Annotated in this window: 16 protein-coding genes; 6 read left to right on the forward strand and 10 right to left on the reverse strand. The window is 54.1% G+C overall.

Annotated features, from left to right (window positions below):
* Nucleotides 1-186 precede the first annotated feature (186 nt).
* The 9 genes from yidA to dnaA form a co-directional block, all read right to left on the reverse strand.
* Complete coding sequence (gene yidA, locus AC1MDE_RS10770) at nucleotides 187-996, reverse strand: sugar-phosphatase (RefSeq protein ID WP_034830000.1); 810 nt, start codon at nucleotides 994-996, stop codon at nucleotides 187-189.
* Nucleotides 997-1084: 88 nt separating this feature from the next.
* Nucleotides 1085-2374, reverse strand: coding sequence for an MFS transporter (locus tag AC1MDE_RS10775; protein WP_058961707.1), 1290 nt, complete (start codon nucleotides 2372-2374; stop codon nucleotides 1085-1087).
* Complete coding sequence (locus AC1MDE_RS10780; RefSeq protein WP_058961706.1) at nucleotides 2371-2865, reverse strand: NanQ anomerase/TabA/YiaL family protein; 495 nt, start codon at nucleotides 2863-2865, stop codon at nucleotides 2371-2373. The genes AC1MDE_RS10775 and AC1MDE_RS10780 overlap by 4 nt, the downstream gene beginning before the upstream one ends.
* 72 nt (nucleotides 2866-2937) lie before the next feature.
* Nucleotides 2938-3861 (reverse strand): dihydrodipicolinate synthase family protein, encoded by a 924-nt coding sequence (locus AC1MDE_RS10785; protein WP_058961705.1) that lies wholly within the window; start codon nucleotides 3859-3861, stop codon nucleotides 2938-2940.
* Nucleotides 3862-3905: 44 nt separating this feature from the next.
* Nucleotides 3906-5102, reverse strand: a complete 1197-nt coding sequence (locus tag AC1MDE_RS10790) for a ribokinase (protein ID WP_479397886.1) — start codon at nucleotides 5100-5102, stop codon at nucleotides 3906-3908.
* Nucleotides 5103-5303: 201 nt separating this feature from the next.
* Nucleotides 5304-7712, reverse strand: a complete 2409-nt coding sequence (gene gyrB, locus AC1MDE_RS10795) for a DNA topoisomerase (ATP-hydrolyzing) subunit B (RefSeq protein WP_034830003.1) — start codon at nucleotides 7710-7712, stop codon at nucleotides 5304-5306.
* Nucleotides 7713-7729: 17 nt separating this feature from the next.
* Entirely contained in the window at nucleotides 7730-8815 is a 1086-nt protein-coding gene (gene recF / locus AC1MDE_RS10800) for a DNA replication/repair protein RecF (RefSeq protein WP_480344556.1), read from the reverse strand.
* 179 nt (nucleotides 8816-8994) lie between these two features.
* A complete protein-coding gene (dnaN, locus tag AC1MDE_RS10805; RefSeq protein ID WP_034830010.1) occupies nucleotides 8995-10095 on the reverse strand; it encodes a DNA polymerase III subunit beta in 1101 nt (366 codons plus the stop codon).
* 5 nt (nucleotides 10096-10100) lie between these two features.
* Nucleotides 10101-11501, reverse strand: a complete 1401-nt coding sequence (gene dnaA, locus AC1MDE_RS10810; RefSeq protein WP_034830012.1) for a chromosomal replication initiator protein DnaA — start codon at nucleotides 11499-11501, stop codon at nucleotides 10101-10103.
* A gap of 600 nt (nucleotides 11502-12101) precedes the next feature.
* Here dnaA and rpmH point away from each other — a divergent pair.
* From rpmH to AC1MDE_RS10840, 6 genes are all read left to right on the forward strand, one after another.
* Nucleotides 12102-12242, forward strand: a complete 141-nt coding sequence (gene rpmH / locus AC1MDE_RS10815; RefSeq protein ID WP_000831330.1) for a 50S ribosomal protein L34 — start codon at nucleotides 12102-12104, stop codon at nucleotides 12240-12242.
* A gap of 14 nt (nucleotides 12243-12256) precedes the next feature.
* Nucleotides 12257-12616: a ribonuclease P protein component gene (gene rnpA, locus AC1MDE_RS10820; protein ID WP_034830013.1), complete on the forward strand. Its 360-nt coding sequence runs from the start codon at nucleotides 12257-12259 to the stop codon at nucleotides 12614-12616.
* On the forward strand, nucleotides 12580-12837 hold the full coding sequence (gene yidD / locus AC1MDE_RS10825) for a membrane protein insertion efficiency factor YidD (protein ID WP_007893564.1): 258 nt from the start codon (nucleotides 12580-12582) through the stop codon (nucleotides 12835-12837). Before rnpA ends, yidD begins: the two co-directional genes overlap by 37 nt.
* Nucleotides 12838-12839: 2 nt before the next feature.
* Nucleotides 12840-14486: a membrane protein insertase YidC gene (gene yidC / locus AC1MDE_RS10830; RefSeq protein WP_038643953.1), complete on the forward strand. Its 1647-nt coding sequence runs from the start codon at nucleotides 12840-12842 to the stop codon at nucleotides 14484-14486.
* Nucleotides 14487-14569: 83 nt separating this feature from the next.
* Nucleotides 14570-15934 carry a tRNA uridine-5-carboxymethylaminomethyl(34) synthesis GTPase MnmE gene (gene mnmE, locus AC1MDE_RS10835; protein WP_038643954.1) on the forward strand — a complete coding sequence of 455 codons (1365 nt, stop codon included), beginning with the start codon at nucleotides 14570-14572 and terminating at the stop codon, nucleotides 15932-15934.
* Nucleotides 15935-16109: 175 nt separating this feature from the next.
* Nucleotides 16110-16700: a malonic semialdehyde reductase gene (locus AC1MDE_RS10840; protein WP_038643955.1), complete on the forward strand. Its 591-nt coding sequence runs from the start codon at nucleotides 16110-16112 to the stop codon at nucleotides 16698-16700.
* A gap of 44 nt (nucleotides 16701-16744) precedes the next feature.
* Here the strand turns inward: AC1MDE_RS10840 and AC1MDE_RS10845 are convergent, their stop codons facing one another.
* A complete protein-coding gene (locus AC1MDE_RS10845) occupies nucleotides 16745-17254 on the reverse strand; it encodes a flavin reductase family protein (protein WP_034830017.1) in 510 nt (169 codons plus the stop codon).
* Nucleotides 17255-17482: the final 228 nt, after the last annotated feature.

Here is a 17482-nt window from a genome sequence, read left to right on the forward strand (position 1 = left end):
GAAGCAATGCGCACCGGGTGGAAACGGGACTGATCGTTCGCGGGTTCATCATTTATGAAGTATGAATAGCTGCTTCACGGAAACCGTAACGATCATTCGTCGTGTCGGCATTGATGGCGACCGATGGGCATTTGCAGAATGAATTCAGAGAGGCGGACAGCAGCACGCTGCCCGCAAAAGAAAGGATTACAGCACCAGCTCTTCAATGGCATGCGCGACGCCATCTTCCATATTGGTTTTGGTCACGAACTGCGCAATGTTTTTGACTGAATCAATGGCATTACCCATCGCCACGCCGGTTCCCGCGTACTCAATCATCGCCAGGTCGTTTTCCTGATCGCCAATTGCCATGACTTCCGACTGCTGCAGGCCGAGTTTGTCCGCCAGCATTTTCACGCCGTAGCCTTTGTTGACCAGTGGATTGAGAATTTCGAGGTAGTACGGCGCACTTTTCAGGATGGTATAGCTGTCACGCGCCCGCGCAGGCAGGCCAGCAATCGCTTTATCCAGCAAATGTGGCTTGTCGATCATCATCAGTTTCGGGAAGCGAGTGGCCGGGTCCATCTCTTCTACCGCGCGATAGCGAACCGGAATGCCGGTCAGGCTGGCTTCATGGATGGTGTATTCGCTGATGTCTTTGTTTGGCGTGTAGAGGAAAGATTTGTCGAATGCCTGGAAATGCACGCCGAGGTCGCGCGCCAGCTGTTCCAGATAAAGATAGTCATCAAAGCTCAGCGTTTTTTCTGCCACCACATCGCCGCTATCCGCGCTGTGCACCAGCGCACCGTTGTTACTGATGCAATACTGGCCGGGCTGCTGCATATCGAGTTCCATCAGATAGCGCTCAATGCCGACCAACGGACGACCAGTCGCCAGCACAATGGAAACGCCTTTATCACGCGCACGACCAATCGCCGATTTCACCGCCGCCGTCACTTCGTGCTGCGGGTTGAGCAGCGTGCCGTCCATATCGATCGCAATCAATTTTATCGCCATAACATCCTCGGTTAAGTCAGAGTTTGTTTAATGCTAGCGCGATTCAGCTCACATTGACCAGTTAATCGGCAACGGACGGCACTTCAGGCTATTTTGCGGTCAGCGGCTTGCGGACAAACAAGCCATAGCTCAGCGCACCCAGCATCAGCAAGCCCGCTCCCAGCAAGAACACGTTGGTAAATTTGCCGGTAGTATCCAGGATGATGCCCGTGACAATGGGTGCCATTGCTGCGCCGAGGAAGCCACCAAAGTTCTGAATCGCACCCAATGAGGCAACCTGAGATTTTGGTGCAATATCACTGGCCAGCGTCCAAAGTGCCCCTTGTGGCATCTGCGAACAGAAGTAGCCCATGGCCAGCAGGCCGATTGCCAGCGGCGTACTATCCACGAAGGGGATCGGTGCCACGAAGCAGGCGGCCAATGCTGCGCCAGTCACAATAGGAACTTTACGCGCGGTGATGGCCCGCACACCGCGACGCACTAATCGATCGGACAGCATACCGCCCACCAGCACGCCTAAAATGCCGGCGAAGAATGGAATAGAGGCGATCCAACCAGTGGCTTTAAGACTGAAACCCAGGGATTTCTCCAGATAGCCTGGTAGCCAGGTCAGATAAACCCAAATGGTGAACATGATGGAGAAGTTGCCGATCACCATAAACCAGGTGGTGCTATGGCGGAACAGTGCGCCCCAACTGGCTTGTGCCTTCTCTTCTGGTGCAGCGACACTGCGCTGCCCGGCATGCAGCAAAGCATCTTCACGCGCTTCTGGATCACGATAAAACTTCCACCACGCCAGCAGTAATGGGATCCCCATTAAGCCAATGGCGACAAACATGCCGCGCCAGCCGAATGTCAGCAACAGTACGGTCAGAATCGGAGGGGCAATCGCATTTGCGATTTGCGAACCGGTATTGATGATCGCCGTGGGTAAGCCTCGCTCGTTATCACCAAACCAGCGATGGGTGATCTTAATGCCCGAAGTGAAAAACGGCGATTCGGCGATCCCTAACATCATGCGTAAGCCATAGAAGAAGCTGTAGCTGTTCACAAACGCCGCCAGCACAGTAAACGTGGACCATAAGCCAAGCGCCCATGAAAACATTTTCTTCGGGCCAAACTTATCCACCAGCCAGCCAGCGGGTAAATTCGCCAGCGCATAAGGCCAGAGGAACGCGGAAAGTAACAAGCCCATTTCCGTTTGAGAGAAACCAAATTCAGCGGCAATGGTGGTGTTGGCAATGCTCAGGTTGGCGCGATCAAGATAGTTAACCACCGCTGCCAACAACAGAAGGAGGACGATGCCCCAGCGCAGTTTACCTATGGTTGTCGGCTGGGTAATGGTCGCATCAGATAAGGTATGCGCAGAAGGTTTCATGACGCCTCCTGCGGTGCAGTAAACAGGTCGAGATGGATTTTAATCACTGCTTTGCGAATGCGCTGTACTTCGGGCGCGGCACAGCATGGGCGATGCACATCGTGCGGGAAAAACAGCGCGAATTGGCCAGGCGTTAAGGTAATCATCGATTCATTGATGGTGTCCTGATAAAACACCACATCTCGTTCATTGCGCAAATCTTCAGTAATGACATGCTGCGGATGCGCACGCGCCACGCCGATATTTTCACGTCCTTCCAGTAAATATTGAATATCAACATAGTTAAAGTGCGACTCCGCACGGCGCGCACTCGCCGGCTCGGTCTCCATTTCCTGCACCAGACAGAACATCTGGTTGTTGGGCAGTAAATCGTATTTCCCTGCTTCCAGCTGGCTGAAATCGGTATCCGCAATCCAGCGAATAGCCTGGTCAACTATGGGATGAAAAGCGTGGCGCTCGCGCGTCCAGTCCAGTCGATCGCATACAATCATGATGTCTTCCCGTGTCGTTATCGTTAGAGGGTTCAGGTACAGCGGGAGGATAAATATCCTCCCTGAGAGGTGTTATTTGGCTACACGTGGCTGCCACAACGCACTGCCATCACGGATTTGATCGAGCAGCACGCTCAATCCCCAGAATTTTTCCAGCACGTTGTCTTTGTTCACCCGGCAGTGCTCACTGGCAAACGTGCCCAGTCGCTGGTGATAAATCTTGGCGTTTTTTGGATAGCCGAGCGTTTCAGTCACAGCGCTCAGCGACAGGAACAGCGACAGTTCATGGGCTTTTTCCGGTTGCTGTGCGCCATGGTGATAAAGCCAGTGATATAAGCCCGGATGGAAGTTGGTGAACACACCGCTGAAACCTTTGGATCCCGCTTGCATCGCCGGCCAGGCAATCGCGGCATTCGCATTGATAATGGCCAGTGGCGTGCCCTGAGCCAGTTTGACGCGGCGCTCAACAGTTGGCAGATCGCAGCTCACATCTTTCAGCACCACAAAACGGCCACTATTGGCGCAGAAACTGAACTCTTCATCACTCAACAGTCGACGATATGGCGCCGGGCACTCATAAAGCCCCAATGGCATGTCTGCGGGTAACGATTCCAACAGATGATTGAGATGGGTATAGAATGCTTCGCTGCCCTGATTTTGAGGATCGAGGTGGTTGGTCACCAGGACCAAAGCATCAATCCCGGTATTGGCCATAGCCTGCAGCTCTTTAGTTTGCTCTGCCAGATCATCACTGACATGGCCTGAGGCGATAACGGGCACGCGGCCTTCTACTTTCTGTACCACAAAGCGAGCCAGTTCTACTCGCTCCTCAAGGCTGAGATACTGCATCTCACTCGACTGGCACACCGCGAATAGCGCATCCACGCCCTCTTTTAAGTACCAGCTAATTAGCTTTTCCAGGCCGGGATAATCAATCTGGTTATCTGGGGTAAACGGGGTCAGCATAACCGGTACAATGCCTTCAATCTTTTTCATCATCTCTCCTGCCAGCGAAAGGCCGCTGTGATTAGTTATCTGGTTTATCGTTGTTGAAGTCGGGTCAGCACCTGCTGACGATCGGGCATGTTGCTTGCCCCTTCTCGTTCAACAGCGAGCGAAGCAAAAGCAGAGGCCCAGGTCGCCGCTTGCAGCAAGCTTTGGCCCTGAGCGAGTGCCGCCACCAACGCGCCGTTGAAGGCATCGCCCGCGCCCGTGGTATCCACGCTGAGCGCAGGAAATGCCGGAATATGGTGAAATTGTTGGTTATCAAACAGCAGTGCACCGCGCGATCCCATGGTGATGATCACCCTCCGCGCGCCCAGTGCGACAATGGCCTGAGCAGCCGCGCGTGCGCTGGCGACATCATGGATTTCAATGCCAGACAGACGCGAAGCTTCGGTTTCATTCGGCGTGAGTACATCAATCATCGGCAGGCAGCTCAACACGTCAGGGGAAAATGGCGCAGGGTTCATAATGACGCGCACGCCCATGGTGTGTGCGAGACGGATGGCGCTGCGGGTAGCTTCAAAGTTGTTTTCCAACTGCAGTAGCATCACATCCGCATCGGTTAATTCATGCGTGAGTTCAGCAATCTCTTCGTCGGTAATGGTTTTGTTGGCACCCGAATAGATGGCAATCATGTTCTCGCCATTTTCTTGCGAGACATAAATGATGGCGCTGCCCGTGGGTTCGGTATCGGTCTGATAGAGACGAAAGGAGTGAATGTCGGAAGCGGAGAGATGATCGAACGCAAACTGGCTGAATTGATCGGTACCGACTTTGGCCACAAAATGGACGCGCGTACCCGCACAGCTAGCGGCCATCGCCTGATTGGCGCCTTTACCGCCAGGCCCCAGCGTGCTGCCTAACGCCATCAGTGATTCGCCACTTTGCGGAAACTGCGCCACTTTCGCCACGATATCGACGTTAAAAGCACCAAGAATGCAGACTTTCCCCTGCTTACCGGATGACTTTATCTGGCCTTTACGTGACTGCAGGCGTTGTAGCAACACCTCAAAGTTGCCGCTTTCGCTGATGAGCTTTTCCTGCAAATTGCGGCGTAACGCAATCGCTCCACCATAGCAGCGCTGCACTAAGCCCTGCTGTGCCAGTGCACTGAGATCGGTACGAATGGTTTCTCGTGTCACGCCTAACTGGCTTGCCAATCCATTAACCGTGACCCGTTCGTGCTCATCCAGCCATTGCAAAATCTGGCTACGTCGTTCTTCCAAAAACATGCGTTTCCCTCCGTTTCGCTCGCAAGCGTAAGGGAGACGACTGTTTATGAAAGTGATGCGGATCTCAGCACTCGGGAAAAAACGGAAGCAAACAAAAGCGAATGCAGAAGTTTTTCAAGGAAAAAGAAGATTGTCAGGCGGATAACAAAATAGGGGGGGAATAAAAAACCCTTCCCGATAGGGAAGGGTTGATGTGACAAATCAGATATCGATGTTAGCGGCTTTCAGCGCGTTCTCTTCGATGAAGGCGCGGCGCGGTTCAACCGCATCGCCCATCAGCGTGGTGAACAGCTGGTCAGCCGCGATGGCGTCTTTGATGGTGACGCGCAGCATGCGGCGGCTGTCTGGATCCATGGTAGTTTCCCACAGCTGCTCTGGGTTCATCTCGCCCAGACCTTTATAGCGCTGGACTGACAGACCACGGCGCGACTCTTTCACCAGCCACTCAATTGCCTGCTCGAAGCTGGTCACTGGCTGACGGCGATCGCCACGTTCGATAAACGCATCTTCTTCAATCAGGCCACGCAGCTGCTCGCCCAGACCACAGATTTTACGGTATTCCGGTCCATCAATGAATTCGCTGTCCATCGGATAGTCGGTATCAACGCCGTGCGTACGCACACGTAATACCGGTTCGAACACGTTCAGTTCGCTGTTGGTGCGTACGTGCGCCATATAGCTGCTGCCGTGCGCTTCGCGCTCGCTCAGGTATGCGACTAAACCTTCAATCCAGCCTTTAACTGCGGCTTCATTGCTGAGATCGCTGAGGGTCGGATGGTAGATCAGGCCACGCAGCATTGCCGTTGGGAAGCGACGTTCCATACGCTTGATCATGCGCTGGGTGCTGTTGAAATCACCCACAAGATTTTCCAGCGGCTGGCCGCCGAGCGCCGGTGCGCTGGCGTTGGTGTGCAGTGTTGCGCCATCCAGTGCGATAGCGATCTGGTACTGATCCATCGCTTCGTCATCTTTAATGTATTGTTCCTGCTTGCCTTTCTTCACTTTGTACAGTGGCGGCTGAGCAATATACACATGACCACGCTCGACGATTTCCGGCATCTGACGATAGAAGAAGGTCAACAGCAGCGTACGGATGTGCGAGCCATCGACGTCGGCATCGGTCATGATGATGATGCTGTGATAACGCAGTTTGTCCGGGTTGTATTCGTCGCGTCCGATACCACAGCCGAGTGCGGTGATCAGCGTCGCCACTTCCTGAGAGGAGAGCATCTTGTCGAAACGCGCTTTCTCCACGTTGAGGATTTTACCTTTCAGCGGCAGGATCGCCTGGTTCTTACGGTTACGTCCCTGCTTGGCAGAGCCGCCCGCTGAGTCCCCTTCCACAAGGTAAATTTCAGACAGCGCAGGGTCACGTTCCTGGCAATCAGCCAGCTTGCCCGGCAGACCAGCCAAGTCCAGCGCGCCTTTACGACGGGTCATTTCACGGGCGCGGCGCGCCGCTTCACGTGCACGCGCGGCATCGATAATTTTGCCAACCACGATTTTCGCGTCTGACGGGTTTTCCAGCAGGTATTCGCTCAGCAGTTCGTTCATCTGCTGCTCAACCGCGGATTTCACCTCAGAAGAGACCAGTTTGTCTTTGGTCTGTGAGGAGAACTTTGGATCCGGCACTTTCACCGAGACCACAGCAATCAGGCCTTCACGCGCATCATCACCGGTGGCGCTGACTTTGGCTTTTTTGCTGTAGCCTTCTTTGTCCATATAAGCGTTCAGCGTACGCGTCATTGCCGCACGGAAGCCCGCAAGGTGCGTACCGCCATCGCGCTGTGGAATGTTGTTGGTGAAGCAGTAGATGTTTTCCTGGAAACCATCGTTCCACTGCAGCGCGACTTCCACACCAATACCGTCTTTCTCGTTAGAGAAATAAAACACGGTTGGGTGAATCGGGGTTTTGTTCTTGTTGAGGTACTCAACAAACGCCTTGATGCCGCCTTCGTAGTGGAAGTGATCACTCTTGCCGTCACGCTTGTCTTCCAGACGGATAGAAACACCCGAGTTCAGGAAGGAGAGTTCACGCAGGCGTTTCGCCAAAATGTCGTACTCGAACTCCACCACATTGGTGAAGGTTTCGTAGCTCGGCCAGAAACGGACGCGTGTACCGGTGGTTTCAGTATCACCGGATACCGCCAGCGGTGCCTGCGGCACACCATGCTGATAAATCTGCTGATGCACTTTACCTTCGCGGCGAATGGTCAGTTCCAGCTTCTGCGACAGGGCGTTAACCACTGACACGCCCACGCCGTGCAGACCACCGGACACTTTATACGAGTTATCGTCGAATTTACCGCCGGCGTGTAACACGGTCATGATCACTTCTGCCGCAGACACACCCTCTTCCGGGTGAATGCCGGTCGGAATACCACGGCCATCATCCTGAACAGACACAGAATTGTCCGCATGGATGGTGACGACGATGTCACTACAGTGACCCGCGAGCGCTTCGTCGATTGCGTTATCCACGACCTCGAATACCATGTGATGCAGACCGGTGCCGTCATCGGTATCACCGATATACATACCCGGGCGTTTGCGTACCGCATCAAGCCCTTTAAGGACTTTGATACTTGAGGAGTCATAAGAATTCGACATCAACGTTTCTCGCTCATTTAATCTTCAGGTTGAACCGCTATTTTACCCTGTTCCACGCGGAACATCTTGCCCTTTTCGTCACTCATGTCGATTACATGTTCGACACCAATGGCGCTGACAAATACCTGAGCCTGCGTGGCTTTCAGGCGCTCGGCCAGCAACCGACGACGCGAATCGTCCAGCTCCGAGGCAAAGTCATCAATCAGGTACAAACAGCGACGTCCGCTGCTGCGCGTCAGATATTCGCCCTGCGCTAAACGCAGTGCACACATCAGCAGCTTTAATTGACCGCGTGAGAGTAAATCTTCCACCGGCGTGCCTTTTGCACGAATGCGAAAATCCGCTTTGTGCGGGCCGCTGGCGGTGTAGGTGAGCGCGCGATCGCGCTCAAAATTGCGTTCCAGCAGTTCTGCGTAGTCACTCTCTTTATCCCAGCCGCGCTGGAAGGAAAACGACAACTCAAACTCTGGTAAAAATTGACCACAGGTGGCGATGATCTCTTTGGAGATCGCCGCACTGTACTCGGCTCGCCACTGGCTAATCTGTTCGGCCAGCGGCACCAGTTCCTGATCCCACGGGCGGATCTGGCTGTAGCGTGAAACTTGTCGCAGCGCGGCATTACGCTGTTTCATCAATCGCCGCAAATTGTTCCACGCGTTGAAGAAGCCGGGCGCCGAGTGAAAACAGCCCCAATCCACATAGGCTCTACGGTATTTGGGGCCGCCGTTGAGTAAAGTAAACCCTTCAGGGGTGATCAGCTGCATCGGCAGCAATTGCGCCAGCTCCGCCACTTTATGACCGTCGCTGCCGTCGATGCGCACTTTGCTATCACCGGCGCGATTTTTGGTCAGCCCCACGGCCAATTCGCGCTCACTGCCTTCAATTCGTCCGTGCAGGACAAACGCATCCTGATCGTGACGAATGACGCGTCCAGCCTGCAAACTGCGAAATGCGCGGCCATGTCCGAGGGTATAAATAGCTTCGAGCACGCTGGTTTTACCGCTGCCGTTAGCACCCACGAGGAAATTAAAGCCTGGTGCCAGCGTGAGATCGGCCTGTTCGATGTTGCGGAAATCTTTAATCAGGAGGCGGGTTAAAGCCATGAACGAATCCAGCTGCGCATTAAGAAGTGGTTTTCACCTAACCCTGCTATCGAGGGCGTTAACGGCAAAGCTAGTTTGCTCACGGCCAGCGCGCAGACCCTGGGAGCATACTGAAGTATGTGACCAGGGACGAGCACTGCCCGGGGGCAAAATAGCGAGTAAGTTAGCCCGCTATAAGATCACAAGCGCATTGGCATGACGACGTATGCCGCCGCTGGGCTGGCGACATCTTCAATCTGCACACTCGAAACCGAATCGGTCAGCAGCAAACGCACGTTCTCGCACTTCAGCGCATTCAGCACATCTAACACGTAACTCACGTTAAAACCAATCTCCAGCTCGGTGCCGCTGTACGACACATCCAGCATCTCTTCCGCTTCTTCCTGTTCTGGGTTATTAGCGGTGATCTTGAGCTGATTTTCGGTGATATAGATACGAACACCGCGGAACTTCTCATTCGAGAGAATCGCTGCACGGGCAAACGCCTGTTTCAGCAGATCGCATCCCGCTTCCAGCGCTTTGTCCGGGTTTTTCGGCAATACGCGGCGATAATCCGGGAAACGGCCATCAACCAGCTTAGAGGTAAAGATAAAGTCACCAACGTGGGCGCGAATGTTGCTGCTGCCGATCTGTACCTGCAGCGGAGTCTCGCCGCCATCAAGCAAACGAACTAATTCAATCACACCTTTACGTGGCACGATCACCGAATGGTTAGGCAACGCCTGGCCAATCGGCATGGAGCATACCGCCAGACGGTGACCATCGGTGGCGACGGTGCGCAACTCTTCACCTTCGGTCTCAAACAGCATGCCGTTGAGGTAGTAACGCACATCCTGATGCGCCATCGAGAACTGGGTTGCTTCAATCAGACGTTTCAGCGTGGCCTGTGGCAAGGTGAACTCCACCTCGCTCTGCCAGTCATCCAGATTAGGGAAGTCAGTGGCGGGCAGCGTCGATAAGGAAAAACGGCTGCGGCCAGAACGCACCAGCATTCTGTCACCTTCAAGCGTCAGGCTAATTTCCGCCCCCTCTGGCAAACCGCGACAGATATCGAGGAATTTACGCGCGGGCACGGTGGTCGCACCGGGCTCGTGGGGCTGCGTTAATGCAACGCGGGCCACCATCTCCATTTCCAAATCGGTGCCGGTCAGACGCAGTACGCCTTCACTCACCTGCAACAGTAAATTTCCGAGGATCGGTAAGGTCGGGCGTCCACCAAGCGGGCCGCTAACCTGTTGCAGTGGTTTCAGCAACTGCTCACGTTCTACAATAAATTTCATATGCGTCAGGAAGATAATGTTCGAATGAGGTTAGAGAAATCTTCTTTGATGTCGTGGCTCTCTTCACGCAACTGCTCAATTTTACGGCAGGCATGGAGCACGGTGGTATGATCGCGGCCACCAAACGCATCGCCAATTTCCGGCAGGCTATGGTTGGTCAACTCTTTCGCCATTGCCATTGCCATCTGACGCGGACGTGCCACCGAGCGCGAACGGCGCTTCGACAGTAAATCCGCGACTTTGATCTTGTAGTATTCGGCCACCGTTTTCTGGATGTTATCGATGGTGACCAGCTTTTCCTGCAGCGCCAGTAAATCTCGCAGCGCTTCGCGCACGAAATCGATGGTGATCGCGCGGCCGGTAAAGTTGGCATTGGCGATGACGCGGTTCAGTGCCCCTTCCAGCTCACGCACATTGGAGCGCAGACGCTTGGCAATAAAGAAGGCGACTTCTCCCGGCAGGCGAATATCGTTTTCATCCGCTTTCTTCATCAGGATCGCCACACGCGTTTCCAGCTCAGGCGGCTCGATCGCGACGGTTAATCCCCAGCCAAAGCGCGACTTCAGGCGATCTTCAACACCATTGATCTCTTTTGGATAGCGATCCGAGGTCAAAATGATCTGCTGATTGCCTTCCAGCAGGGCGTTAAAGGTATGGAAAAACTCTTCCTGCGAGCGCTCTTTATTGGCAAAGAACTGAATGTCATCGATCAACAGTGCATCGACGGAGCGGTAATAACGCTTAAATTCTTCAATGGCGTTGTTCTGCAGCGCTTTTACCATGTCCTGCACAAAACGTTCTGAGTGCATGTAAACCACTTTGGCATTCGGCTTGCGCGCAATAATGCCATTTCCCACTGCATGTAACAGGTGAGTTTTACCTAAACCGGTTCCGCCATAAAGGAAGAGCGGGTTGTAAGCCCCACCAGGATTATCCGCCACCTGACGTGCCGCCGCGCGCGCCAGCTGGTTAGATTTACCTTCAACGAAGTTATCGAAGTTGTGGCGGTTATTCACATTTGAGCGGTAGGTAACATCCGCCGGGGCGGGCACTGAGTCCCAGCTTGGACGCAAGATTTGCGCCGGAGCAGGACGGTTTTCAACAGGAGCAGGGGTGCTGTAAGCCGCCATGGCTGGCTGGCTGGCTGCAACCTGCGCAGCCGGGCGCGTGCCCACTTCAAAACGCAGCAAAGGCACATTCGGACCGCAGAATTCATTCAGCAGCCCATTAATACTATTGAGATATTTATCCCGAACCCAGTCGAGTACAAACCGATTTGGTGCATACAAGGTCAGCGTATTGTCGTTTAATTCAGCTTGCAGCGGACGAATCCACATGCTGAATTCGGTGGCAGGAAGCTCATCCTGCAAACGGGCAAGACACTGTTGCCAAAGCGTAAGTGACACGGCGGACTCCACTCGTACAAAATCGATAAGAATTTCAGGCGCTAATAATAGAAACTGTCTTTTTTGACACAGGCGATCAGAAAGCGCCTGCGACCGCTATCCGCGGTAGTCATCCCTGGCGATCGCAGTGAGGATCGTCAGCGGAAGGGCGGATCATAGCGCAAAGCGGCACAGAGATCTTCCCTTTCTACACAGTTTTGATCCAATTTATCCACAGGCTAGTGAAGCGCTAATGAGTTTACGCTTTCTGTGGAAAAAGCGAGCGGTGATCTTGCTGAAAGAGGCAATTTTTCTGGTCGCCTCTCGTTTCCGCGCAATAAATCTGCAAATTGATCGCAAGAAGATCCGGCGCGATCCTTGCGCTTTACCCTATAGCCCGTATAATTCCCCACCCGGCATTATTGCGTGAAGCCTTGATGCCCGGAATCAGCGGGCTGTATCTGGTTTCCAGGTGCCGCGAACTGCGAAGTAAATTGACTCTGGACTGTACAATTATTACAATCCCGCCTCTTTATTAAAGACACATTGAGGCGTCGGTCGATTTACTGGCCCGAAAACGCGTCACCCAGTGAAAATTTTCAAGTTTAGGTAGAAATCGCCATGAAACGCACTTTTCAACCGTCCGTACTGAAGCGCAACCGTTCACACGGTTTCCGTGCTCGTATGGCAACAAAAAATGGTCGTCAGGTTCTGGCACGTCGTCGTGCTAAAGGCCGTGCTCGTTTGACCGTTTCTAAGTAATAAAGCTAACCCTCGTGGTTAAGCTCGCATTTCCCAGGGAGTTACGTTTGTTAACTCCCACTCATTTCACTTTCGTCTTCCAGCAGCCACAAAGAGCCGGTACGCCGCAAATCACCATCCTCGGCCGCCTTAACTCGCTGGGGCATCCCCGCATCGGTCTTACCGTCGCCAAAAAGCATGTGAAACGCGCCCATGAACGCAACCGGATCAAGCGATTGACCCGCGAAAGCTTTCGTCTGCGCCAACATGAGCTGCCTGCGATGGATTTTGTCATCGTGGCGAAAAAGGGGATTGCTGACCTCGATAACCGTGCGTTAACGGAAGCGTTGGAGAAACTATGGCGTCGTCACTGTCGCCTGGCTCGCGGCTCCTGATCGCCCTGATACGCGTTTATCAACGCGCCATCAGCCCACTACTTGGACCTCATTGTCGGTTCCATCCCACCTGCTCGCAGTATGGGATTGAGGCATTACGTCGTTTCGGCGTCGTAAAAGGTAGTTGGTTGACGATAAAACGCGTATTAAAATGCCACCCTTTGAACCCGGGTGGTGACGATCCTGTGCCGCCAAAAACCTTTGATACCAGAGAACATTAACGATGGATTCGCAACGCAATCTCTTTCTCATCGCTTTTCTGTTCGTGTCTTTTATGATCTGGCAAGCCTGGCAGACGGACCACGCTCCGCAGCCACAGCAGACTCAGACCACGCAGAACACAAGCAGCGCAGCGGGTGATGCCGCCTCTTCCGGCGTGCCGGCTAGCGGTCAGGGCCAAACGATCACCGTTAAGACTGATGTCCTGTCACTCAGCATCAATACTCGCGGTGGCGATATTGAGCAGGCACAGCTGCTGACTTACCCGGACAAACTGGGTTCAGACGCACCGTTCCAGCTGCTGGAAACCACCCCTGCCTTCGTTTATCAGGCGCAGAGTGGCTTAACCGGTCGTAATGGTCCGGATAACCCGAACAATGGCGCTCGTCCGCTGTTCACCACCACTCAGGATCACTTCGAGATGGCCGATGGCCAGACCGAGCTGCGCGTACCACTGACCTGGACCGATGAAAAAGGTGTGGTTTACACCAAAACCTTCGTGTTCAAGCGTGGCGACTTCGCGGTTAACGTTGACTACAACATCAATAACGCCTCGCAGCAGCCGCTGGAAGTGTCGATGTTTGGTCAGCTGAAGCAGACCATTGATCTGCCGAAGCATCGTGATACCGGCAGCAACAACTTTGCCCTGCACACCTTCCGTGGCGCAGCGTACTCGACCAGCGAAGCGAAATACGAAAAATACAAATTCGATACCATCGCGGATAACGAGAACCTGAACGCGACCACCAGCAATGGTTGGGTGGCGATGCTGCAGCAGTACTTTGCAACGGCTTGGGTGCCACGTACTCAGGGTAACAACACCCTGTACACCAGCAACCTCGGTAACGGCGTTGCGGCAATCGGTTATAAATCTTCACCGGTGACCGTGGCAGCAGGCGCACAGCAAGACCTGGGCGCGACCCTGTGGTTGGGGCCAGAAATCCAGGACAAGATGGCCGCTATCGCGCCTCACCTGGATCTGACTGTAGATTACGGTTGGTTGTGGTTCATCTCTCAGCCACTGTTTAAGCTGCTGAAGTTCCTGCACAGCTTTATCGGTAACTGGGGCTTCTCGATTATCGTTATCACCTTCATCGTTCGTGGCATCATGTACCCGCTGACCAAAGCGCAGTACACCTCCATGGCGAAGATGCGCATGCTGCAGCCGAAGATTCAGGCAATGCGTGAGCGTCTGGGCGATGACAAGCAGAAGCAGAGCCAGGAAATGATGGCGCTGTACAAAGCAGAGAAAGTGAACCCGCTGGGTGGCTGCTTGCCGCTGGTTATCCAGATGCCTATCTTCCTGGCCTTGTACTACATGCTGTCAGGTTCGATTGAACTGCGTCATGCACCGTTCATTCTGTGGATTCATGACCTCTCCGCGCAGGATCCGTACTACATTCTGCCGGTTATCATGGGTATCACCATGTTCTTCATCCAGAAGATGTCACCGACCACCGTGACCGATCCGATGCAGCAGAAGATCATGACCTACATGCCGGTTATCTTTACCGTGTTCTTCCTGTGGTTCCCTGCGGGTCTGGTGCTGTACTACATCGTCAGTAACCTGGTGACCATCCTCCAGCAGCAGCTGATTTATCGCGGGCTGGAAAAACGTGGTCTGCACAGCCGCGACAAGAAGAAAGCGTAACGTCTGACTGCAACAGCAGCAGCGTATACTCAAGGGGCGGCATTTATGTCGCCCTGTTTTTTTATGTGAAAAGAGAGAAAGACATGAGCCACAGCGACACCATTGTTGCCCAGGCGACGCCTCCTGGCCGTGGCGGCGTCGGTATTCTGCGTATTTCCGGTGCCAAAGCCGCTGACGTCGCGCAAGCCGTACTCGGCAAATTGCCGAAGCCGCGCTATGCCGACTACTTGCCGTTCAACGATGCGGATGGCAGCGTGCTGGATCAGGGGATTGCGCTGTGGTTTCCTGGCCCCAACTCTTTCACCGGCGAAGATGTGCTGGAGCTGCAGGGGCACGGCGGCCCGGTCATTCTGGATCTGTTGCTGAAACGCATTGTGGCGCTGTCGGGTGTACGCATTGCCCAGCCAGGTGAATTTTCCGAGCGAGCCTTCCTAAACGACAAACTCGATCTGGCGCAGGCGGAAGCGATCGCCGACCTGATCGACGCCAGTTCAGAGCAGGCCGCGCGTTCCGCCGTGAATTCACTGCAAGGCGCATTTTCCCTGCGCATCAATACACTCGTGGAAGCACTCACTCACCTGCGCATCTACGTGGAGGCCGCTATCGACTTCCCGGATGAGGAGATCGATTTTCTGTCTGACGGCAAAATCGAAGGTCAGCTTAATGCGGTGATCGGCGATCTTGATAACGTGCGCGCCGAAGCGCGTCAAGGCAGCCTGCTGCGCGAAGGAATGAAAGTGGTGATTGCTGGTCGTCCTAATGCCGGTAAATCCAGCTTGCTGAATGCCCTCGCCGGTCGTGAAGCCGCGATTGTCACCGATATCGCTGGCACCACGCGTGACGTGCTGCGTGAGCATATTCATATCGACGGCATGCCGCTGCACATCATCGATACTGCGGGGCTGCGTGAAGCCAGTGATGAAGTTGAGCGAATTGGAATTGAGCGCGCCTGGCAGGAAATCGAGCAAGCCGATCGCGTGCTGTTTATGGTCGATGGCACCACCACCGACGCCACCGAAGCGGCCGCAATCTGGCCTGATTTTGTCGCACGTTTACCGGCACAACTGCCGATTACTGTGGTGCGTAACAAAGCCGATATGACCGGCGAAGTGCTGGGTCTGACAGAAGTGAATGATCACTCACTGATTCGTCTTTCTGCGCGGACGGGGGAAGGCGTGGATGCACTGCGCGACCATCTAAAACAGAGCATGGGCTTCTCTGGCAATATGGAAGGTGGCTTCCTGGCACGCCGACGCCATCTGCAGGCATTAGAGTTAGCAGCCACTCACTTACAGCAGGGTAAAGACCAGCTGCTGGGTGCATGGGCCGGTGAACTGCTGGCGGAAGAGCTGCGTCTGGCTCAGCAGGCGCTGAGCGAGATCACCGGTGAATTCACCTCCGACGACCTGCTCGGCAGGATTTTCTCAAGTTTCTGTATTGGTAAGTAGTCTTTACCCTGTTTCCCCCATCACTGTTTGGTTGGGGGAAACATGCGTCTTTGTTATTTGGCACCCCCTCTCCTTTGCAGTATAACGATCGCTGGCCCGTGCTAAAGCGTATCGGCCTCACCCACGATTCATGCTAAACATTAGGCGCAAGTTGCTGCCTGAACAGGAGAGAAACATGAGTACACCGCTCGACAGCGTGGCGCTGAACGCGCTGTTCAATGACGCTCGCACCCACAGCTACTGGCAGGACAAACCGATTTCTCACGATGTGCTGCAGCAACTCTATAGCCTGACCGCGCTCGGCCCGACTTCAGCCAACTGTTCACCAGGACGGTTCGTGTTTGTCACTTCGCAGGAAGGCAAAGAGAAGCTGAAACCTGCGCTCTCCTCCGGCAACGTGGACAAAACCATGGCAGCACCGGCAACGGTGATCGTGGCGTGGGATCCTGAGTTCTATGAAGCGCTGCCCAAACTCTTCCCGCACGGTGATGCGCGTAGCTGGTTCACCAGCAGCCCGGATTTGGCTAAAGAGACGGCTTTCCGCAATAGCAGCCTGCAAGCGGGTTATCTGATTCTGGCGGCACGTTCGCTGGGCCTGGATGCCGGCCCGATGTCCGGTTTTGACCCATCAAAAGTCAATGAAGCCTTCTTCAGCGAAAGCAAATGGCAGGTGAACTTACTGATTAATCTGGGCTATGGCGAGGCCAGCAAACTGCATGCGCGTTTACCGCGTCTGGGCTTTGATGAAGCCAGCAAATTTGCCTGATTGAGCATAGGCGTCGCAAGCCATGCGACGCCCACTTTGCACCGTTAGCCCAGCGAGTGAAAACCGCTGTTGAAATAGACCATCGGCTCCGCCGCTTCACCTGGCAGTGAAATGCCAACGATGCGCGCCAGCAGCACGCTGTGCGTATTCCACTCCACCACTTTCTCCAGCTGGCAGTCAAAACTCACCAATGCATCAGCCAGCACCGGTGCACCGGTGTTCAGCGTTTGCCACTCACCGCTCTGGAAGCGTTCTGCGCGACGTGCAGACTGACTGAACTGCGCGCATAAATCGTCATGCTGTTCACGCAAGACGTTCACAGCGAAATGGCCAGCATTCACAAATGCGTCGTGGCTGGATGCACTACGATTAACACACACCAGCAGGCTTGGCGGCTCGGCAGCCAGTGAGCTAACGGAGGTCGCAATCAGACCCAGCTTTTCGCCCTGAAACTCAGTGGTCACTAAAGAAACGCCTGCGGTCAGGCGGCGCATACCATGACGAAATTCATCAAGTGAGATTGATTCCTGGCGAGTAAGTGAAGTTACTGACATAAAAAAACTCCGACGTGCATGCTGCTGCGATGGGCACGATTATCTTGAGGTGGATTGTTCACGCACTTAGATGTGCTTTTGGTTGCCCAAATCCTACACTACCTCAGACTTTACGGCACCCTATCCGCGCAAAATCAGCAAAAGCGTTATATGCAAATTCAACTGATGGGATTAGCCGCCGCTTCGGTCTTATCTGATTTTTGGTCATTGCATGTTATGCCGGATGCA

The sequence above is a fragment of the Pantoea folii genome (genome assembly GCF_056678875.1).